Source organism: Niallia sp. WK069_GA_01 (assembly GCF_983173855.1).
Genome location: NZ_OZ470138.1, coordinates 262,893 through 285,972, shown reverse-complemented (window position 1 = coordinate 285,972; position 23,080 = coordinate 262,893). Strand labels below are relative to the sequence as shown.

General features: G+C 36.1%; 16 protein-coding genes. 3 read left to right on the top strand and 13 right to left on the bottom strand.

Going from position 1 to position 23,080, the window contains the following annotated elements:
• The first annotated feature begins 107 nt into the window (after positions 1 to 107).
• Positions 108 to 1,820 (top strand): acetate--CoA ligase, encoded by a 1,713-nt coding sequence (gene acsA, locus AC5LWL_RS01430; RefSeq protein ID WP_493432681.1) that lies wholly within the window; start codon positions 108 to 110, stop codon positions 1,818 to 1,820.
• Positions 1,821 to 2,066: 246 nt separating this feature from the next.
• On the opposite strand, the gene AC5LWL_RS01425 is transcribed toward acsA, so the two are convergent.
• The 13 genes from AC5LWL_RS01425 to AC5LWL_RS01365 all read right to left on the bottom strand — a co-directional run bounded on the left by AC5LWL_RS01425 (position 2,067) and on the right by AC5LWL_RS01365 (position 20,144).
• Positions 2,067 to 3,098 (bottom strand): polysaccharide pyruvyl transferase family protein, encoded by a 1,032-nt coding sequence (locus tag AC5LWL_RS01425; RefSeq protein WP_493432680.1) that lies wholly within the window; start codon positions 3,096 to 3,098, stop codon positions 2,067 to 2,069.
• Between the two features lie 315 nt (positions 3,099 to 3,413).
• Positions 3,414 to 5,060 carry an alkaline phosphatase gene (locus AC5LWL_RS01420; RefSeq protein WP_493432679.1) on the bottom strand — a complete coding sequence of 549 codons (1,647 nt, stop codon included), beginning with the start codon at positions 5,058 to 5,060 and terminating at the stop codon, positions 3,414 to 3,416.
• Between the two features lie 353 nt (positions 5,061 to 5,413).
• Complete coding sequence (locus AC5LWL_RS01415) at positions 5,414 to 6,229, bottom strand: ABC transporter permease (RefSeq protein WP_493432678.1); 816 nt, start codon at positions 6,227 to 6,229, stop codon at positions 5,414 to 5,416.
• Complete coding sequence (locus tag AC5LWL_RS01410) at positions 6,226 to 7,257, bottom strand: ATP-binding cassette domain-containing protein (protein ID WP_493432677.1); 1,032 nt, start codon at positions 7,255 to 7,257, stop codon at positions 6,226 to 6,228. The genes AC5LWL_RS01415 and AC5LWL_RS01410 overlap by 4 nt, the downstream gene beginning before the upstream one ends.
• A gap of 546 nt (positions 7,258 to 7,803) precedes the next feature.
• A complete protein-coding gene (locus tag AC5LWL_RS01405; protein ID WP_493432676.1) occupies positions 7,804 to 8,175 on the bottom strand; it encodes a hypothetical protein in 372 nt (123 codons plus the stop codon).
• Positions 8,176 to 8,200: 25 nt separating this feature from the next.
• Entirely contained in the window at positions 8,201 to 8,719 is a 519-nt protein-coding gene (locus AC5LWL_RS01400; protein ID WP_493432675.1) for an acyl-CoA thioesterase, read from the bottom strand.
• A gap of 1,569 nt (positions 8,720 to 10,288) precedes the next feature.
• Entirely contained in the window at positions 10,289 to 11,164 is an 876-nt protein-coding gene (locus AC5LWL_RS01395; protein WP_493432674.1) for a LysR family transcriptional regulator, read from the bottom strand.
• Positions 11,165 to 11,541: 377 nt separating this feature from the next.
• Complete coding sequence (locus AC5LWL_RS01390) at positions 11,542 to 12,819, bottom strand: cation:dicarboxylate symporter family transporter (protein WP_493432673.1); 1,278 nt, start codon at positions 12,817 to 12,819, stop codon at positions 11,542 to 11,544.
• 770 nt (positions 12,820 to 13,589) lie between these two features.
• Positions 13,590 to 14,444: a MurR/RpiR family transcriptional regulator gene (locus tag AC5LWL_RS01385; RefSeq protein ID WP_493432672.1), complete on the bottom strand. Its 855-nt coding sequence runs from the start codon at positions 14,442 to 14,444 to the stop codon at positions 13,590 to 13,592.
• An 857-nt stretch (positions 14,445 to 15,301) separates the two neighbouring features.
• The gene (locus AC5LWL_RS01380) at positions 15,302 to 17,020 is read right to left on the bottom strand and encodes an ABC transporter ATP-binding protein (protein ID WP_493432671.1); all 1,719 of its coding nucleotides are present in this window, start codon (positions 17,018 to 17,020) and stop codon (positions 15,302 to 15,304) included.
• 283 nt (positions 17,021 to 17,303) lie between these two features.
• Positions 17,304 to 18,311: an ABC transporter substrate-binding protein gene (locus tag AC5LWL_RS01375; RefSeq protein WP_493432670.1), complete on the bottom strand. Its 1,008-nt coding sequence runs from the start codon at positions 18,309 to 18,311 to the stop codon at positions 17,304 to 17,306.
• A 17-nt stretch (positions 18,312 to 18,328) separates the two neighbouring features.
• Complete coding sequence (locus AC5LWL_RS01370; protein WP_493432669.1) at positions 18,329 to 19,090, bottom strand: ABC transporter ATP-binding protein; 762 nt, start codon at positions 19,088 to 19,090, stop codon at positions 18,329 to 18,331.
• Positions 19,091 to 19,094: 4 nt separating this feature from the next.
• Positions 19,095 to 20,144 (bottom strand): FecCD family ABC transporter permease, encoded by a 1,050-nt coding sequence (locus AC5LWL_RS01365; RefSeq protein WP_493436510.1) that lies wholly within the window; start codon positions 20,142 to 20,144, stop codon positions 19,095 to 19,097.
• A gap of 830 nt (positions 20,145 to 20,974) precedes the next feature.
• Between AC5LWL_RS01365 and ahpC the strand changes: the two genes are divergently transcribed.
• Positions 20,975 to 21,538, top strand: coding sequence for an alkyl hydroperoxide reductase subunit C (gene ahpC / locus AC5LWL_RS01360; protein WP_493432668.1), 564 nt, complete (start codon positions 20,975 to 20,977; stop codon positions 21,536 to 21,538).
• Positions 21,539 to 21,550: 12 nt separating this feature from the next.
• A complete protein-coding gene (gene ahpF, locus AC5LWL_RS01355; RefSeq protein ID WP_493432667.1) occupies positions 21,551 to 23,080 on the top strand; it encodes an alkyl hydroperoxide reductase subunit F in 1,530 nt (509 codons plus the stop codon).

Below are 23,080 nucleotides of genomic sequence, written 5' to 3'. Positions count from 1 at the left end.
TTTTACTTTTTGAAAAATAGGAATAAAACCGGAATGTCACCATTAAAATTGTGTATATAGTGTTTTATTTCAAAATCCATTGAATTTGGGGAGTTGAGCAAATAAAAATGAAAACGTTACCATCTTTCGGAGAGAATTATAATTTAAAAAACTATGAAGAGATGTATCAGCATTTTCATTGGAAGCATGCAGAAGAGCATTTTTCATGGCATCAGACTAGAAAAGTAAATATAGCCTACGAAGCCATAGATCGACATGCTGAAAGTTTTCGAAAAAACAAAGTAGCTCTCTGTTATCAGAATAGTTTCAGAAAGGAAACTTACACATTTCATGATTTGAAAAAATTATCGAATAAAGCAGGAAACGTTTTAAAAGAAAAAGGAAAGGTGGCAAAAGGAGATCGCGTGTTTATCTTTATGCCTCGTTCTCCCGAATTATATTTTGTCCTACTCGGAGCAATTAAATTAGGGGCTATTGTTGGCCCTTTATTTGAAGCCTTTATGGAGAGCGCATTAAAGGATCGCCTGCAAGATAGTGCGGCAAAAATAGTAATTACCACATCCGAGTTAGTGAATCGTATTCCAATAGACGAATTGCCAGCACTTGAAACGATTTTTATTGTAGGAAAAAATGTCGAGGAGAAAGGGAAATTGGTGGATTTCCAAAAGTCTTTCTATGATGCTTCTGATGTGTTAGAGATAAAATGGGTAGATCTCCAAGATGGATTGATCCTCCACTACACTTCTGGATCAACCGGCAAACCTAAAGGGGTTTTACATGCTCATTCTGCCATGATTCAGCATTATCAAACGGCGAAATGGGTATTGGATTTACGAGAAGATGATATTTATTGGTGTACGGCAGATCCTGGGTGGGTTACTGGTACGTCTTATGGCATATTTGGTCCGTGGTTAACTGGAACAACTAATATTGTTATTGGCGGACGGTTTAGTCCAGATGCTTGGTATAAAACGATTGAGACATTTGGAGTAACAGTTTGGTATAGTGCCCCAACATCTTTTCGCATGTTAATGAGAGCTGGAGAAGAGAGTGTCCAAAAATATAACTTGTCCTCATTACGTCATATTTTAAGTGTAGGAGAACCGTTAAATCCTGAAGTCATTCGATGGGGACAGGATTTGTTTCATCATCGAATTCATGATACCTGGTGGATGACAGAAACAGGGGCACAGCTTATTTGTAATTTTCCATGTATGGATATTAAGCTTGGATCGATGGGAAAACCAATCCCAGGCATAGAAGCAGCCATACTGGATGATCAAGGAAATATTCTGCCGCCTAATCAAATGGGGAATCTAGCCATCAAAAAAGGCTGGCCATCTATGATGCATACCATTTGGAACAATCAAGCAAAATACGAAAGCTATTTTATTTTAAATGATTGGTATGTATCTGGAGATTCTGCTTATATAGATGATGACGGCTACTTTTGGTTCCAAGGTCGTGTAGATGATGTCATTATGACAGCTGGGGAACGAGTAGGCCCTTTTGAAGTAGAAAGTAAGTTAATTGAGTTTCCTGCTGTTGCAGAAGCAGGCGTAATCGGAAAACCAGATTCCATTAGAGGAGAGATTATTAAAGCATTTGTTTCACTTGTTGATGGCTACGCTGAGTCTGATGAATTAAAAGAAGAAATACGCCAATTTGTGAAAACTGGCTTGGCAGCACATGCAGCACCTAGAGAGATTGAGTTCTGCGAAAAATTACCGAAAACAAGAAGTGGAAAAATTATGCGCCGTGTATTAAAGGCATGGGAACTGGGACTTCCAACAGGTGACTTATCAACGATGGAAGAGTAGTAGTTTTTCCTAAAACTAAAATTAAAAGAAAATCCTACAATAATTAAAATTCTAAAGATGAAGAAGTGTTCAATTTGGGAGATTATATTAAGTACAACAATTAGGCATATTATATGCACCATTAATTAAGCAAGTTCTTATGTGGTGGTAGTGTATGAAAGATTTTTATTGGCCATATATTTTGACAAGACTGTCAACTATTCTCCTGCTTTTGTCGACAGTCTTGAAAAATAGTAATTTATCTAATCAGACAGCAAAAAAATCTTTCAGCGGCTGGAAATCTTTTGATAAATCAATACTGTTTGGTTTCGCTTTAAGCAAGCGATCTGCGATTTGTTCTAGTTGATCAATATCTTGTTCATCTGTATATTCAATGAAATTTAATTCCTCGAGCCAATCCATATAAGAATGTTTTGCTTTCCCATAACTATTACCAAATACTAAACAAGGGGTTTTGGTAATAATAGAAAAGATCATTGCATGCAGACGATCTGTTATAACTAATTTACTCGAGGCAATTCTATCAAGCGTTTTCAAAAAATATTTTTCTCTATCCTTATAATCAATCATTTCTACTTCGTTTAATACGGTATCTGCTCGTTCCACAAAGGTTGTTTTTTCTACCCAATTCATTAATTCAGATACAAAACCTTCATCTGTTACTTTCTCTTTATCTTCTCTTAAAAGAAAGAGCACCCCATCCCTTTTGATATCTTTAGGCTCTATATTTAATGACAACACCATATCAGGGGTATATATATAATTTGATTGGAATGTGTCCTTCACTACATCCAGTGTTTGTGACTCCCTTGCCGCTATTGTTAAATGGGAGTTTTGATGATAGGCATCCTGCGTTTTCTTCTTCTCTTTCCTACCTTCTTCCGTATCTTCAAAATAAACAGATTGTGGAAATGAAATAGTTTTGTACTCTTTAAAAGCTTCAATTACTTTTCTTCTGTCTTCTTCTATATCGAGATAGAGACTTCCTAAGTTACCGCCACCTGTAAAACCAACCATATCATTTTCTTTGATTATTTCTTTTACTAAGTCGATTCCTTCATCTGTTGCATAATCCATAATTTCAATATACTCATAGTAAGGAAAGTGATTTCTTATAAATTTTTCTTCTGCATACGCAATCGCCTGATCTCCCATGTTTGTATAACTTGGAGAACCAAATAGAAAGACTTTTCTTTTATCGTTTAATAAGGCCTCCGCATCCACATTTGGAGCAATACCTTTTACTAGTTGAATACCTTTTTTTGTTTGTTCACTCATTCCTATTCTCACCTTTCTTTATAAAATTTTTCATACATACTATAAACAAATGCTACTACCACTTGTTTTAAATGTTATCGCAAAAAGTTGCTGGTATTGTTATGTACCCTTAACAAACGATACCTATGCATCAATATATAGGAGATTTTCATTTTGGAAGTATATGTAATTATCAGAAGAGAAAAATTTTTAAAAAACAACTAGTAAACTCTTAAAGAAATAATATAAAAAACGCTTGGAAAATAAAGTGCCCTCAGTGATTAGTTTTCTAACCACTGAGGGCACTTCATTACAAGCGTTTTAGAAAAGAATATATTATTTAGCCTTTTTAACTAGTTGAACAGCTTCCTTCGATACATAGAATTTTCCATTGCTCCGTACCGTTACACTATCTAATTCTATTTCTTTTCCATTTAATTTAACGATATTTTTATTAACAGGAAATTCTGCTGTTTTCTTTCCTTTTTTAATAAGTAAAACAGGGTTTTGCTCATTAGAAGAAGCTACGCTTACTTTTGCTCCAATTGCTTTAAATGCTGCTTCTGCATCAATAAACAGTGTGTTGGAAACTTGCTTTAAATTAAATCCTAACGAACTAGCAACAGCATGTGCAATATCCCTATTTTCTACAAGACCTACCGGTTGTCCTGGTCCATATGAGTATAAAAATAAATCTTCACCCGTATGTCCACTAGTTGTAAAACCAAGATTAGCCCGATTAGCAAGAAGCTGTACAAGCGTTTTGCTCAAATCATCCGATTGTTCAATTGCTTTTTTTTCTGTTTTTGATGGGTGATCAATTCCGTATAAAGCTGCTACTTCTAATACATTCGATTTATCTGGTCTTAACTGCTTTAAAGCACCTTCCAGCGTCATTTTTGCTTTTTTCAATGGCTCTATATATGCAGAAACTGGTGTAGAAGAGTAAGTTCCATCTGTATTTTTATTTCCAATAGAAATTCCGCTGTTTCCATGGTCTGAAACGGCGATGACCAAGGTATTTTTATCTTTTTTAGCAAAATCCAATGCTTCCTTAACTGCCTCATCAAATGCAAGCGTGTCACTAATCATGCCAATTGCATCATTGGAATGGGCTGCCCAATCCGGTTTGCTTCCTTCGATAAACAAAAAGAAGCCATCTTTATCTTTCGAAAGGGTTGCTATTCCTTTTTTAGTCATTTCAGCAAGTGTAGGTTCTTTAGGATTTGTTTGGGAACGATCCATATCATAAGCCAGTGCAGCAGGGGCAAACGATCCCCATAGTTTTTTAGATTTTGATTTTACTAGCTCATCTTTGGTTGTTACAATATCATAGCCTTTATCCTCAATTACTTCCAATAGATTTTCTCCGTCTTTACGATTGTTTTTTTCCTTCCCTACAAGTAAAGAGTCCTTTCCTCCTCCTAACACCACATCTATATTTTGATATACTTGTTGTTCTGCAATATTATCATATTGACTGCGATGTTCTGCATGGGAAGAAAAGGCAGCAGGTGTTGCATGTTGGATTTCAGAAGTTGAAATAATACCAGTAGATTTCCCACTGATTTTTGCACCTTCTAATACGTTTGCCACAGGTTTATAAGCATCATCGGCAAGAGAAGGATCAACCCCTGGTGTTTTCACTAGTTCTGGCAATACACCAACAAATTTATCGTTTGATTTATTGCCTGTTGCAAGAGCTGTGCCTGCTGGCGCTGAATCAGTTATTGCTGACTCAGCTGAGTATGTACGGACTCCACCTGATACTATCCCATCCAATGCTAGAGGTTTCCCCTTATACCATCTAGCAAGAGTGGTAGTGCTTGAGCTTACCCCATCCATTACAAGTACAATTACATTTTTTGCTTTTGGTGGGTTATTTTTTGCTTCTACCTTTTCCTTTCCACTGATCATTCCTATGGAACCTAAAGTTAAACTGCTCGCTAACGTAACTCCGAGTACTTTTTTGCTTAATTTCATGTTTTTTATTCTCCCCTTTGTTCAGTGATCTAGAATAACAAGTACTACATGTACCACTAAGGTGATTATATAATCGCAAAGTTAATGGAATGTTAAGAGAATACAAATCTACTATAAAGAATAATAGGAAAATTTTACTTATACTAGATTATCATTATAGGCTCTCCGACTTATCTTCATCTGAAAGGGGGAATTTTCTCCTATTATTATGTAAATATCCGGAAGTACAAAAAAACTCTTCCTTCGTACCGTGTGATTAAAAACAAACACACTACACAAAAGAAGAGCTAAGACAGTATACATTAGACTTTAACTAGTGATAGATTATTCCATTTGTAAAATTTTTCTTTTATCTAAGTACGGCGCATATAAGCACGAACTGTGATAGGTGCAAAGATTGCCACAATAACCGCAGCTCCAATAAGGGAGATGGCGAGGTCTGAGCCAATCGTTCCTGTATTAGCAAGATTGCGAACAGCCGTGACAAGGTGTGAGATAGGGTTGATATTCACAAACCACTGGAGCCAATCAGGCATCGTTTTAACCGGTACAAAAGCATTGGATAGAAACGTTAGTGGAAACAATACAAGCATCGAAATTCCCTGAACACTTGATGCAGTACGGGCAATTACACCAAAGAAGGCAAAAATCCAACTGATTGCCCAAGAACAAACAATCACAAGAAGTGCAGCAAGAGCGACATATCCTAAACCTCCCTCAGGTCTATAGCCCATGATGTAGCCCATAGTAAAGGTAAGCACGGTTGCAATGGTATACCGAATAGTGTCTGCGAGCAAAGCTCCCGCCAACGGAGCAATACGAGCAATAGGCAATGATTTAAACCTGTCAAACACACCTTTATCCATATCCTCGCGCAATTGGACGCCGGTCACGATTGATGTTGTAATGACCGTCTGCACGAGAATCCCAGGAATAATAACAGGCAAATAATTCTGAACATTTCCAGAGATTGCCCCACCAAAGATGTACGTAAACATCAATGTGAAGATAATGGGCTGGAGTGTAACATCAAATAATTGCTCCGGTGTGCGCCGAATCTTTAACACCCCTCGATACGCCATCGTCAATGAATTGCGTACAGACTGACTAAAGCTCGTTTTATTCTGCAATTGGCGTTCAGCAGCTGTCTTAAGAGAAATGCTTTTCATATTCTTACCTCCCCTATTTTGCCAGTTTCATTGGATGTCTTCGATAAATCTTCTTTAACACCATGACCTGTGATGGTCAAAAACACTTCGTCTAGGGTCGGTTTCTGTACACTTAACTCCGCTAATTGAATTTTTTCTTCACGAAGAGCGATAAGTAAATCCGTTACTAAATCTGCATCTGCCATTGGTGCGGTAATCTTTCCGACTTCTGCTGAGACAGCTGACTGGACCTTAAGCACTTTTTCAACAGTGTGCCGAGCATTCGCGATGTCCTGTGGATTTTGGATGCTCAATTGCAACGACGAAGTACCAATAGACGATTTTAACTCATTCACCGTTCCCTCTGCTACCACCCGGCCACGGTCAATAACCGCAATGCGGTCAGCCAGTTCATCTGCTTCTTGAAGGTACTGTGTTGTTAATAATACCGTTGATCCTGTTTTCACCAATCGACGAATCGTATCCCACATTTGATTGCGGGTGCGTGGATCTAGACCAGTAGTCGGTTCATCCAAAAAAATAAGTGGCGGCTGTGCAATGAGGCTTGCTGCAAGATCCAACCGACGACGCATTCCACCGGAGAAATTCTTCAGCGGACGCTTTGCTGCTTCTGTTAAACTAAATTCTTCCAATAATTCAGCAGCCTTTTGTTTCGCCTCTGCACGCCCTAATCCTAGCAGTCGGGAGAAGATAATTAAATTTTCGGTAGCGCTGAGCGACTCATCGACAGAGGCATACTGACCAGTGACACCAATCAGTTGACGTACGATCTGCGATTCTTTCACTATGTCATGCCCGAAAATACGTGCAGATCCGGCATCCGGTCGCAGTAATGTAGCCAGCATTCTAATTGTAGTAGTCTTGCCTGCCCCATTCGGACCAAGCACTCCGTATATAGAACCTGCTTTTACATTCAGATTTACTCCATCAACCGCATGATTGTCGCCAAAAGTTTTGACGAGTCCACTTGCTTCCACAGCCAAATCACCATTGTTCGGCATAGCTTTCTTTCTATATTCATTGCTCATTGTAATTCCTCCCTCTCTTCTAACTATAATCTGTATAAGTCCATTTAAAAATGAACTAACGCAGTGTCATTCCTCCGTCTTCAGTCGGATTTTCACCCTCTCATTTCTTAACTAAAACAGTTGCCTATATTTCTATCTGCTGCTCATATAGAGCATATTACCCCACTTTTATGAACTGAATATGAACATCAAATAATTTATATTTATAAAATATTGAGAGTATACCCCAATGTCACCAACTTGATTTATCATAATTGTAAGAAATATTGGTTTGGATAGGCATTGCTCGACTCCTATGGGAACTGCGAGACAGGTGCGCCTCAGAAAACCTAGCGCATCCGTTCGTTTTTTATCTTTCCAATATATCGAAATTTAGCTTGATGATATTGGAATATCCCCTCATGAAATTGAATACAGCCATTTAACTAGCAGGTAAGAATAAGCTCAATAAAAAGAATTAAGCTAAAAACAAATAAAGCAGCTATTCATTTAGCTGCTTTGACTCCATTCGCATATTAACATTAGATGTCTTTTTTACTTCGTATCTTATCGGACTACTTTAGGTCCTACTAAAATTTCCGGATTTTTCCCTAATACTAATTGTGAAATAGTAGCGAAACCAATGTTTTTATATTCAACTAATATTCTTCTTAATTCCACAAATTTACTTTCTACTTTTAGTTTATCTATTTCACTTTTATATAAGGATAATACATAATCATCTTGAACATTAGGAAGAAACTCACTTGGCTCTTCATCGACGATTAAACAGCCCATATATTGAAATTTGAAGTGCATTTGTCGTGTTAAATGGATAACATGCAGAAATTTATTATATACAGTTGGCATACTAGTTTTTAATTCTTCAATTTCGCCTTTTGCCTTCATTAAATCACTAAAACTGGATGTTACTAACATGTAACGTCCTCCTTCAATTTATAAGTTACTCATCCCAAGGCTTTTTAGTAGATAGTTTTTCTACAATATTTCTATTCTGCTCTCGCTTGAGTTTTCGTATTTCCGCTCTTTCACTTCCCGTTTCAAAAAGATATATTTCTTCTTCTGATTCCGGGATGATAGGCGGCACAAGAATCGGTTTTTTATTCTCATCAAGTGCTACAAAGGTTAAAAAAGCAGTAGCAGCTATTTTTCGTTCTGCCGTAACCATGTCTTCAGCAATTACCTTACAAAAGATTTCCATTGAACTTTTCCCAGTATATGCAACAAAGGATTCAATACAAACAGAATCACTTTGCCGAATCGGCTCAATAAAATTGACCGAATCGGTCGAGGCCGTAACACACTCTGTAACTCTTGAATGTCTGCGGGCAGAAAGCGTTGCGCAGGCATCTAGCTTCTTCATTAATACCCCGCCAAATAAAGTATGATAGTTATTTAAATCGTTAATTAATACTTGATCATTTTGAATAATACGAGTATCTTTCATTTTCTTTGGTACCATTCATTATCACCTTATTCCTGCACCTATTTATTCTTTTTTTCTATAATATTTATACATATCTATATATTAATTATTATAATGCGCATACTTACAGAAAGTACAATGCAGATAATACATGCAGTTTATAACAAAGTGTTATGTAAATGCTTTATTATTGAAATCAAAAAGGGATAGTGTCCTTGACAGTAACAGAAAAAAGAACGAAAGCGAGGGGAGGGAAGCGTTGAAGTTGATAGGGCGCTGGCTGGCTACGCAGCATCGATTGACTCGCATCCTGCGTTTCCTGCGGCAATGCCGGCACTTGAACATCCTGTATGGCGATGCTAGACATACCTTTTTAAAAAAGAAGCTGAGATATAACGAAATAGGTAATAGGTAAAGACGAACATGCTCTAATTTAGCACGTAAATGGTTACTTCCCTATACTGGTTATTTATGTTTTTTCATATAGTTAACTCAAACTTCGCAGGTATAAATTCCTCTTCATGTATTAGCATAACGTGGTTTAGAGCAATTAGAAAAGGATGATTGGTTCTTTATTCCTTATAAATAGGGGCAAGATTCTCGTTTCAGGATGCTCGCTTTCCGTGGGGCGTGTGATGAGCCTCCTCGACGCAAGCGCCTGCTTAGGTCTCATCTAACCCGCTAATCCCACAGGAGTCTCGCACCTTACACTCCAATCAAGCCGTTTTGATCCATTAGTTGCTGTCGTTGAACTGGTTAAAACATCCATCTTATAGAAATAGGCTAAAAGTGGAATATTTCGGTAAAACATCGTTGGATAATAACATAAAAAAATCAACGCTACTATATTTGCAATCATATCTTGTCATAAAATTCGAAGACAAGAACATATTCTAAAACAGGTTGCTTGTAACGGAGGGTGCGGAGACTCCTGCGGGAAATGTGGGAAGGCTAAAGACCCCGCAAGGCAACGCCGAGGAGGCTCAAGCATAACCCCGCGGAAAGCGAAGCAACCCGTAGTGGAAAGCAACCCCATAAGAAAAGTGCAAGCGCCTTGTTTAGCCCCGAAGAAAAATGTTCTCCAGACTCAAAAAGTGTTTTTTACTTTTAGAGGCTGGAGGTTATCTTTCACAGGGGCTAGGGCACTGACCGGCTAAATACGCCACGTCCTGTGGCAACGCCGGCACTTGTACATCCTGTACGGCGAAGCTAGACAGCCTTCACATTTCAAAAAATATATACTTCCTCACCTTTTAAAAAACTAGCCTCCCATTTTATTGTTCTAAACCGAGTAACATCAAGACTTGCAAACGAATTTGATGGTGCGAAGTTTGAGTAGTTAAGTATAAAAACTAGGTTGTTCCATTGCGCTACAAACACTCGTTTTCCGCTGGGAGGAAGCTGAGACCCTGCAGGCCAAGGACCGAATTGGCAAAAGCCGAGCCCCACGGAAAGCGAAGTGTATTCAGGCTACGGGTGATTACCACAAACCTTCTTTTTTACATGAATAAAAAACACAAATAATGATACGAAATATTTTTCACATCTTCGTATCATGGTTCGGGTTTATCTTCGACTGGAATACTTATGTCCCAGCTTCTTTTCTTATAACTTTTCTTTAGAGAAACGTATAAATTCTCTTGATACTTTGGATAACTGCTTATCATTTTTCCAAACAATCGAGAGATTCCAATTAATCTTAGGATTAGATAAATCTATGGCTCTTACATCTGCAGTCAAATCAGCAGATGTACTTTCTGGTAATAATGTTATTCCCAAGTTAGAAGCTACCAACTCTTCAATAAAATCTAATTGAGAAGTTTCTGAAATAATTCTTGGCTCAAATCCTTCATCCTTGCATGCTGTAATAATACGCTCTCGAAGGGAAAAATCTTGATTGAACATGATAAAAGATTCTTCTTTAAGTTCTGCCAAAGAAATCACTTCTTTATTAGCAAATAGGTGAGAATAAGGCACAATCAGCTTTAATTCCTCGTTAACAAAAGAATAATAATCCAATAACTCATGATTTTCCGGCCCTACAACGACTCCAAGATCCAATTGATCATTTAAGACATTTTCTTCAATTCGCTTTGATCCGTCCTCTACCAATTGAAAAGTTATCTCTGGATATTCTTTATGAAAAGAAGCAATTAATTGGGAGAAAAAAACGGAATTAACAATGGAGGGGAGACCAATTCGTATATGCCCCTTTTTTAAGCTATGCAAATTATCCATTTCTTCCTTCAGTAGTTGAAATTGCTTGTCAAATACAAGTGCATGTTTATAAAGGATGCCACCAGCCTCCGTTAACGCTAGTTTTTTTCTGGAACGAATAAAAAGAGAAACACCCATTTCTGCTTCCAAGGATTTAATGATTCTGCTGACTGCTGGCTGTGTAATATATAATTTATTTGCCGCGCTTGTAAAGCTGCCAGAACGAGTAACTTCTATAAAATATAGCAAATGCTTCATTTCCATATTTTCACCTTCTTCTAACTTATTTTGATATAGGTTACCATATTATTTTGTTACTTGCTTCTATTTTACTAGTTTACAGCTTGAATTTTAATAAACCTAAGATTATTTTGCTTTCCCATAAACTAGATTTATTTTATTTCATAAAGAAATATGAATAGCTAGTAGAAGTGAAAAAATAGGTAAATCTATTTATAAACCTATTTAATGAATATAAGGACAGGTTCTTCCATTCCTTTTATTGCTAAACACTCATCTAAGTTGAAAAATTTTATCCTTTCTAACCTTTTAAAAAAAGAGCTAGGATGAATTCCTAAGCTCTTCATTACATATAGTAACTGTCCTTATTATCTATATTCTATGATTCCATAACTCTCCATTTAAGCTACTTCAGGTTTTTTCAAAGAATCAATACATGCCTCTGCTTTTTTTTCATCAAACTGTCCTTCCCATTTGCAAATAAAAACAGTGGCAACACAATTTCCAGTTAAATTAACAGCAGTACGCGCCATTTCTAAGATACGGTCAATACCCGCAATAAAAGCTAATCCTTCAACTGGAATGCCTACTGAACCAAGAGTGGCTAACAATACCACAAAGGATGTACCTGGAACAGCTGCAATTCCTTTTGAAGTGAGCATTAATATAAGCATCAATGAAATTTGCTCTGCTATGGATAAATGAATTCCATACATCTGTGCGATAAAAAGCGATGCTAACGCTTGATATAACGTCGCTCCATCTAAATTAAACGTGTATCCTGTCGGCAAAACAAAGGACGTAATCCCTTTTGGACATCCATATGACTCCAGCTTTTGCATGACTCTAGGCAAAACTGTTTCAGAGCTTGCTGTAGAATAGGCAAGCAAAAGCTCATCTTTTACTAAACGCAACAATGGAACCAATTTGATTTTTGCTATTTTACAAATTAAACCAAATACTACTACCACTAAAAATAACATACTTGCATACACTAGCAATGCAAACTTCCCAAGAGGAATAAGAGAAGCTAATCCAAATTTAGAAACGGTTATCCCAATTAACGCAAATACTCCAAATGGCGCTATTTTCATAATTTGGTTTGTTACCCAAAACATTGTATCTGCAACGCCTTGGAAAAAAGCTAATACAGGCTTCCCTCTTTCTCCGATTGCAGCGACGCCTATTCCAAATAAAACGGAAAAGAAAACAACTGCCAGCATATCACCTTGGGCAAAAGCATTAAAAATATTGGTTGGAATAATATTAACAAATGTGTCCATAAAACTATGTTCTTCCACATTTTTTGTTGTTTCTACATAAGAAGAAATATCGCTTTTAGAGAGGTTCTCCATATCAACCCCTGCTCCAGGCTGAAAAATATTCCCGAACAATAAGCCTAAGATAATAGCAACTGTTGTAACAATTTCAAAATATAGAACAGTCTTAAATCCTAACTTCCCTATCTTCTTTAAATCTCCAACACCTGCAATACCTGCAATAATGGATGCAATGACGATAGGCAGCACGATCATTTTAATAGCGTGCATAAATATATCAGCAATAGGCTGTAAATAGGTGGATACAGATGGATTATCGTAGTAAACAGCACCGACAATAATCCCAAGTATTAATCCTATGAATATCTGAACAGCTAAAGAAAATCTTAATTTTTTCATATTTTCACTCCTAAACAAAATATTTCATAATTATTATAAAACGGAATATATATTTCATAATAACCGGACTATTCCAAAAAAGAAAGAGGAGTATCGAAATTTTTTTCTTTAGAGTAACTATTGCGAGGAGATAGAAACACCATTTTGCCTTTTAAACATTATTGTAAAAAATAAAAGAAGCTGGGACATAAGTATCCCAACCGAAGATAAACCCGAACCATGATACGAAGATGTAAAAAATATTTCGTATCATGGTTCGGGTTTTTTTTCATTTAAAAAAGAAGGATTGTGGTAATCACCCGCAGGTTGCTCCATTTTTCCAATCTATTTCATTTTTTTCTTGGTAAAAGAATTAGGTTTTAGAAAATAGCCTTTAAAACGACGTGGAATGGAGCGGAAGACACTGGACTCCTGCGGGAAGTAGAGGAAAGGCTGAGACCCCGCGGAAAGCGAGTGCCTGTAGCGTAATGGAACAACATAGTTTTTATACTTAACTAGTTTAAAAACATAAATAACCAGTATAGGAAGTAACCATTTAAGTGCTAAATTAGTAAATGTTCATCTTTACCTATTATCTATTTAGTTATGTCTCAGCCTCTAAGAAAAGATAAATTAAATTTTGCAGCAACTAGCAAGAAATATTTCGATTTTGTGAGCAACAAGCAAACAAAAATACAAAAAATGGAGAAGAATAATTTTTAAACCGTTACAGCCGAATATAGCAAAGTTTATCGACAGCCTGAACAACATAAGCCATTTATAGCTTATGTTTATTCCTTTTTATAAAAAACATCTAAATTTTCCCAAATATCCTCCAACAAAACCAGTTTATCTTGAAAATTTGTTTGCCTTGCTTTTGCTACAGCAACAATTAATGCATTAATGAGACTAAAAGGTGCGACAAGCGATTCAATAAAACTTAACATTTGGCTGTTTGCTGTTAAAACAATAGCTGCATGAGGAATAAGAGGAGATAACAGATTATCCGTGATAGCAATAGTGGTTGCCTCTCTTTTTTTTGCATAGGATAATACTTGTACCGTACTTTTTGCATACCGAGCGAAGCTAATGCCAACTACAACATCCTCTTTACTCAGATCATAAAGATGTTCGGAAGCATTTTCAATAAGATGTATTAATTCCACTTTTTCCAAAATAAATTGTAAATAGTATTGTAGAAAAACACCTAAAGCGGTTGCACTTCTATTCGCTACAATATAGATATTTTTTCCTTTCACCAAAGCTTCTACCGCTTTTTTAAAGGAATCCATATCTAGCTTTTCAATGGTGGCTTTCACATTTTCTATATCTCCTAAAAAAATATCATATACTGCTTGGTCTTCATCCACATACACTTTCTTTGATAATGCGAATTTTTCAGTCGAGGTAAGCTGTCTTTGGGCATTGTTTTGCAATTCATGATGTAATTCTGGGTATCCAGAGTAACCTAAATATGTAGCAAATCGAATGACTGTTGCATGACCAACACCTACTACTTTTGCTAATTTATCAGCCGTTAGAAAAGGAACTGTATTAGGGTTTTCCAAAATATATTTAGCAATTTTTTGATAAGACTTGCTCATTTCGGGAAAAATCTCTGCAATACGCTTATTAATATTTTCCATTTTTCTCTCCTCTCCACAATAACTGTTGTTTATTTCATCTAATTTCATCTTTTACTATTTAAAAAGAAAGCTGTTTTTCGTACAGATTGTTGCTTTTAAACTTGTAGCCTAATCCCTCTGCTTCCACAGGATAGGTCTGGCCTCGCTGTCATCAAGTGAAAGGAAAAAAGATAAAAATCGTGAGGATACGCTAGGTTTTCCGAGAATTTCGCTCTCCTCACTTTCCCGTAGGATTCTACTTATATCCTGGCTGTTAAGACGACCACTTTCTATTTCTTCACTAAAAAACATTTTAAGAAAACAACCTCAAAGAATATTAATTATTTTCCTATAACATTCCTTTTTGTATCTTTCCTGGGAAATAGAGGTAAAATTTATTTCGTTATGATTTCATGCTTTATGTAAGTAATTTGTTGTGTTGGCAAAATAAACATACTTGAAAGGGATGTGAAAAGTGCGTTCTCTTCTTCCTTTTTGTTAGACTTGCTATCCTTCATCATATAATACCATAAAAGGTTTGATAGCAGATAAACAGGAAAATGAACCTATTATTGTTTTGAGAAAATAAATGGATGGTATCGTATAGACGTTTTTTGAAATACGCATCTCCTCTAAACAATATTTCACAAGATCAGAATAGAAGCAAAGAATGAACCATCTGACATTCTAAGAAATCATCAGAGGATCTACAAGTTTTCTCTTTAGCATTGTTTTATATGTAAAAAAAAGCAACTAGATATCTAGTTGCCTCTTTATGGATTTTATGTGTAACGCCAAGTTCTTCAACTAACTATACTTCTGATCGGTATCTCTCTAAATATGAACAGTTTTAAAATTTTTTCCATCTATTATACATGCTACTCCATTTGAAACTGTGCATGATGAAGTCTGCTATATGCACCGCCAACTTCAATCAATTCCTTATGCGTTCCTTGTTCTTTTATACCTTCCTCTGTTACAACTAAAATCCGATCCGCATTTTTAATTGTTCCGAGACGGTGGGCAATGACAAGTGTCGTTCTTCCTTGAGATAATTCATTTAATGCTTTTTGAATGGCTGCTTCCGTTTCCGTATCTAATGCAGAGGTGGCTTCATCAAGAATAAGAATAGGCGGATTTTTCAAAAACATGCGAGCGATTGAAACCCTTTGCTTCTGACCTCCTGATAATTTAACACCCCGTTCACCAATCAATGTATCTAACCCATCTGAAAGACTAAGAACCATCTCCTCCATCTGAGCTCGCCTCACTGCACTCCATATTTCCTCATCTGTTGCATGAAGCTTTCCATAGGCAACGTTTTCTCGAATAGTTCCATCGAAAAGAAACACATCCTGCTGTACAATTCCAATATGCTGACGTAATGACTGAAGTGACATCTCTTTAATATTAAGGCCATCAATCTCAATACTGCCTAATTTAATATCATAAAATCTGGGAAGCAAGCTGCAAATCGTCGTTTTTCCAGCTCCAGAGGGACCAACAAGTGCAATAGTTTCTCCCCTATTAACTTGAAAACAAATATTATTTAGTATCTTGTCTTTTCCTTCATATCCAAATGTTACATCCTTGTATTCAATAACACCATTTATGGAGCTAACTTCCAAAGCATCCGGAGCATCTCTCTCATCAGGTGCAGTGTTCAATAAATCCAAATAACGCCGGAATCCAGCAATTCCCTTTGGATATGTTTCAATAACAGAATTAATTTGTTTAATCGGTGTAAGAAAAACATTGGAAAGAAGCACAAATGCCATAAATTCTCCAAAAGTCATTTGTCCATTCATAACAAACCAAGTGCCACATCCCAAAACAAACAATGAAACAACTTTCATCAACAAATGACTTATGGATGCATTCCAAGCCATTACCTTGTAAGTAACCAGTTTTGTTGTTCGAAACCTTCCATTATTTACTGCAAATTGCTCCATTTCATACCCTTCATTAGCAAAGGCTTTTACTACACGAATACCGCTGACGTTATTTTCAACTCTTGCGTTAAAATCAGCAATATCCGCAAACATCTGATGAAAAGCACGAGACATTTTTCCACTAAAGAAAATAGATAGACAGATTAAGAATGGAATAATAATGAAGGTCCATACAGCAAGCTGCCAATTAATCGATAGCATTAAACCAAAAGCTCCAGTTAAAGTCATCACCGCAATAAATAAATCTTCTGGACCATGGTGAGCAATTTCGCCAATGTCCATTAAATCATTGGTCATTCGTGAAACAAGATGCCCTGTCTTGTTATTATCAAAAAACCGAAATGATAGCTTCTGAACATGATTAAATAATTTTTTTCGCATATCTGTTTCAATATTAATACCTAGCATATGCCCCCAATAGGTGACAATATAATGAAGAAAGGAGGTTATTATATAAATCCCCAGCAAACCGACACATGCCCATATGATGTACATCCAGTTACCCTTAGGTAATAAATCATCGATTACTTTATTAATCGCTAAAGGAAAGGTAAGCTCTAGTAAAGCAGCTAAAATGGCACAAGTAAAATCAAGAATAAATAACCACTTATATGGTCGATAATAGGAAAAAAACTGCCTTAACATACGATTATATCTTCCTCCTTTTGATACAAATCTCCCCAAGAACTTGTCAAAATCAATATAAGCAACATGAAAAGTCGTGAGAATAAAGATTTTCCTTGGTAAAAAAGTACTTATACCATGAGAGATTCTCCCATGGTATAAGCAGAAAGTATTACAGAATTTGTAATAATAATTGATATTAATTATTATTATCAGTTGGTGATTTCAAATTATCCCATTGAACAAAACACTTTCATACTATTAATAGAATTCTATATTCCCACTTAATTTGCGGACAAATCTATTAAAATAAATCAGGGTACATTTCTTTTGCCAGTATTTCCATTCCATCTATTGAGTTATAGCCATACCCAAACATATAGTTATAATCAACTGCATAAATTTGTTTGTTTTTTATCGCTTTCATACTAGATAACTTTGGATTAGTATAAAGTCCTTCTTTTATCTTATCAGCTGTATCTTCCCAATCAGGAATAATGAGCACATCTGGATTAGCAGCAATAAGCATTTCAATACTGACTTCTCCCGCTTCCTCTTTAAACACATTATCTAATTTCACCATTTTAAAGGAATCGTTAAAGAATGTTTCCTTATTTGCTGCATAAACATATACTTCTTTTGGATCACTCATATGTAAATAAGCAAATGTTTTTTCTTCTTTGATACTTGCTAATTTAGAAGCAATAGCTGCTTGTCGCTCTTTTAATTCCTTTGTAAAATCTTCCGCTTTATCTTGTACGTTAAAAATGTTACCTAAGTTCTCAATATCTTTGTAAATCGAGTTGTACGTTCCGCCAGTAACAGACGATTCAAGGACATATGTTTTTACACCCATCTCATTAATCGTATCTACTGTCCCTACACCCCAATCTGCATTATCAAATAAACCGCCTCGACCGTATACTAAATCTGGGTTTGTTCCTAATGTCACTTCTTTTCCAACATACTCATCACTTAAAATATTTAATTTCGCATATTCTTTTTCTACTGATTTATCGGGTGCTCCAAAATTTGCACCTACCCCAACGATTTTGTCCGCCAATCCTAGATGCAATAATAATTCGGCAGCTGGTCGCGTATTGGCCATTATTCGTTCAGGTGCTTTGTCAAACACTTGATCTTTGTTCTTCCAATCTGTGCCGCCCTCTGCTTTTGTGAAGTTTTGAACTGTCAGTGGATAATGCTCCTTCGTATCCGCTTCATCTGTGGTGCTTTTTTTCGCAGCACCTCCACAAGCTGTTAATGTTAACATTGTTGCCAAACCAATCCCTAGCAATAATTTCTTTTTCAACTACGTATCCCCCTAATTTATATGCCGTATGCAAATCCTAATCCATTCGTGACTGGATTAATAAATGTTTGGCACTTTATTTCATATAATGCTTCAATTGTGTCAGGTGTTAGCACCTGTTCAGGTGTACCATGGGCATACACTTCGCCATTTTTTATCGCATAAATATAATCACAGTAGTAAGCAGCCATTTCTAAATCATGAAGAGCTGCTAGAACACCAATATTTAATTCCTTTACACATGATAAAATTTCAATTTGATAACGAATATCCAAATGGTTTGTCGGTTCATCCAAAATCATAAATTTCGGTTGCTGTGCAATAGTCCTCGCCAAAACAACCCGTTGTTTTTCACCGCCAGAAAGAGATAAAAAACTACGATTCTTGTAATCAAGTAAATTCGTTCTCGTTAGTGCTTCTTCAACAATTGCAAAGTCTTCCTGTTTATCCGACTCTAGCATTTTTTTATGAGGAGTTCGACCTAACATCACCATTTGCTGTACAGTCAAATCAAAATTCATTTCATTAAATTGACCAACAACCCCTAATCGCTGTGAAACCTTTTTTTCTGATGCTTTTAAGACATTCAAATCATCTAATAAAACGGTGCCTTTTTGAGGAACTAAACTTTTATAAATCCCTTTTAAAAGCGTTGATTTTCCACATCCATTTGGTCCAATTAAGCCTACAAACTGCTTCTTTTTCACTAAAATTGAAATGTTTTTCACAATTTCTTTTTTGCCAATCTTCACTTCTATTTCCTTTGCAAGCAATTCCATTTTTTCACCCTCCGAAATTGTAGCCTTTTTTCACAATCATATAAATGAATAATGGCGAACCAATGACAGATGTAATGATTCCAATAGGCAACTCGACATTTTGTATTAACGTTCTTGACAAAATGTCAGCCCATATTAAAAACAGGCCTCCTAAAAGCAATGTTCCCAACATTAATCGTTTATGATCTGCACCAAATATCCCTCTAGATATATGCGGGATAATAAGACCTACAAAACCAATCATTCCTGCATATGCAACCATTGTTCCAGTAATTAGAGCAGCAATGATCATATAAAATTTACGAAAGACACTTAAGTTAATTCCGAGTGTAATAGCTGATTCATCACCTAATAGCATGGTATTTAAGACTCGATGCTGAAAAAGAAACAAACCGCACCCAAGTAAGATTACAATTGCCATAATAGGTGTTTTATCCCAGCTAGCTGAAGCCAAGCTTCCCATAGACCAAAACGTAACTGTTTTGATTCCATCTGCATTATTAGCAAAATAGATAATAAGGCTAGAAAAAGAACTACATAGCGCACCAATGACGACTCCTGATAGTACAAGCTTTACCGATGTTGCTTTTCCACCAATGCTTGATAAAACGAGAACAGCAATCGAAGTGATCATTGCTCCAACAAAGGCTCCAAATGCTATTCCAAATTGAGACAAAAACGCGCTGCTGCTAAACCCAATAAGAATCGCAAATGTTGCTCCTAGAGAAGCTCCCGACGAAATGCCAAGGATATATGGATCAGCAAGAGGATTTTGCACAACAGCTTGCATAACGGCTCCACACAATGAAAGTCCCATGCCAATAAGGAGAGCAAAAATAACTCGAGGCATTCTAACTTGTAGAATAATATTCAAATAGGATTCACTTTCAATAGTATCAAGTGATCCAAATTTACCATTTGTCAATGAATGCAATAATACCTCCATAGATTGCTTGAATGGGATACTAACCTGTCCAATGGATACAGAATAAACAGCAGATAATATAATAAGGCATAATAAAAGAAAAATAACGATATAATAGATGTTTCCCATCCCTAATCTGTTTGCATCCTTTCTATTCAAAAATTCACCTCCCTTAAAATAAAATATTCACTATTTAAGTGATAATGATTATCATTATTGTTTATAATATGATATAATCTGACAAAACACAATAAAATTTTACAAAAAATTCTGATTGTAAAAAAGCAGTACCTGTTAAATTTATCACCCATACTAAGCATCTAACTCACATGCATTGGCGATACTAGGGGAATTTTTAACTTCAAACATTTTATGATTGTTTATTGATGAATTATTACATCTGCCATAACACGAAAAAATCTTATTTAGTCTGTGTTTTTAGTCGTAGAAATTTATTCGCAGTCTATCCCTTCTTGATATCCTTCACGCTCAATCTGTTATATAATTGAAAAGAGTCAATGATAATTTACTCCGATCATTCATCTAGTTAAATAAGAATGATGAATAAAAAAACAACATAGAATTTTAACACTTTGCATACATATTTTTGGAAAAAGAACCAAAAGATAAAAAAGTTCTATATTTTAAGCAATTGATAAAGATATTGGATGAATGACAATAGAGGAAAGTTCAAACAGCATAGTAATTAGCGATAAAGATTCAAAATCTATACTTACTTATGTAAGTGAGGACTATTAACCGAAGGAAGATTTATTAAGAGAAACATTATTTATCATAAATTCCAAACTCCCTTTATGCGATTTAATAAAAAAAGTTCTTTTCTCTTGACAAAAAATCAATGTTATTTAATAATGAATTTATAATTATAATTATTATAAATAAAAAATCAATTTATAATGATTCAAAAAAACCAATATATATTAGGAGGAAAAATTATTATGTCTATTATCGGATCTGAAGTAAAACCTTTTAACGCAAAAGCTTATAAAAATGGTGAGTTTATCGATGTTACGGAAGAAACATTAAAAGGTCAATGGAGCGTATTCTGTTTTTACCCAGCAGATTTCACTTTCGTATGTCCAACTGAACTAGAAGACTTGCAAAACGAATATGCTGCACTGAAAGCACTTGGCGTTGAAGTATACTCTGTTTCAACAGATACTCATTTTACACATAAAGGATGGCACGATTCTTCCGAAAAAATTGGTAAAATCACATATGCTATGATTGGTGATCCTTCTCAAACAATCTCTCGTAATTTTGATGTTCTAAATGAAGAAGAAGGTCTTGCTGATCGTGGTACTTTCATCATTGATCCAGATGGCCTTGTTCAAGCTGCTGAAATTAATGCAGGTGGCATCGGTCGTGATGCAAGCATTCTTGTGAACAAAATCAAAGCAGCACAATATGTTCGAAATAATCCAGGTGAAGTTTGCCCAGCTAAATGGCAAGAAGGCGGAGAAACACTAAAACCAAGCCTTGATCTAGTAGGAAAGTTATAAGGAGTGCGATAAATGATTTTTGACGCTGAAATTAAGACACAATTAAATCAATATCTTCAATTATTAGAAAATGATATCGTTCTTAAAGTAAGCGCAGGATCTGATAAAGTTTCGAATGACATGCTAGCTCTTGTTGATGAGCTAGCTTCCATGTCATCTAAAATCACTGTCGAGAAAGCGCAACTAACAAGAACGCCAAGCTTTAGTGTAAATCGTGGCGGTGAAGATACTGGTGTTACATTTGCTGGTATTCCACTAGGACATGAATTTACTTCATTAGTATTAGCTCTTCTTCAGGTTAGTGGAAGAGCACCAAAGATTGATCAAAAAGTTATTGATCAAATTAAAAATATTAGTGGTGAATTCCACTTTGAATCTTTCATTAGCTTAAGCTGTCATAACTGTCCTGACGTTGTACAAGCGCTTAACGCGATGAGTGTTCTCAACCCTAACATCACACATACAATGATTGATGGCGCAGCATTTAAGGAAGAAGCTGAAAGCAAAAACGTTATGGCCGTACCTTCCGTTTTCCTAAATGGTGAATTCTTTAGTGGTGGTCGAATGACCATTGAAGAAATTCTTGCGAAGATGGGCAATGGTCCTGATGCTTCCGAGTTTGCTGATAAAGAGCCATATGATGTCCTTGTTGTCGGCGGCGGTCCATCTGGAGCAAGTGCTGCCATTTATACGGCACGTAAAGGCTTGCGCACAGGTATTGTTGCGGAACGTTTTGGCGGCCAAGTCCAAGATACGATGAGCATTGAGAACTTTATCAGTGTGAAAGCTACTGAAGGTCCTAAGCTTGCTGCAAATCTTGAGGAACATGTGAAAGAATACAATATCGATGTTATGAATTTACAACGTGCTAGTCATATCGAAAAGAAGGATCTCTTTGAGCTTGAGCTTGAAAATGGTGCCGTTCTAAAAAGTAAAACTGTTATTATTTCAACTGGTGCCCGCTGGCGTAATGTTGGTGTTCCTGGTGAGCAGGAATTCAAAAACAAAGGTGTTGCATACTGCCCACATTGTGATGGTCCATTATTTGAGGGTAAACATGTCGCTGTTATTGGCGGCGGTAACTCTGGTATTGAGGCAGCAATTGATTTGGCAGGTATTGTGAAACATGTAACAGTACTTGAATTTATGCCAGAACTAAAAGCGGATGAGGTTCTTCAAAAACGTCTTTATAGTCTGCCAAACGTGACTGTCTTAAAGAACGTTCAATCAAAAGAAATAACTGGTACAGATAATGTCAATGGTATTACCTATATCGACCGTGCTACACAAGAAGAACACCATATCGAATTACAAGGTATATTTGTTCAGATCGGACTTGTGCCGAATACCGATTGGTTAGGCGATACGGTTGAACGCACACGGATGGGTGAAATTGTTGTAGATAAGTTCGGTTCTACAACCGTTCCTGGTCTGTTTGCCGCAGGTGATTGCACAGATACTCCATATAAACAAATTATTATCTCAATGGGTTCTGGAGCTACTGCAGCCTTAGGTGCATTCGATTATCTTATTCGTAATTAA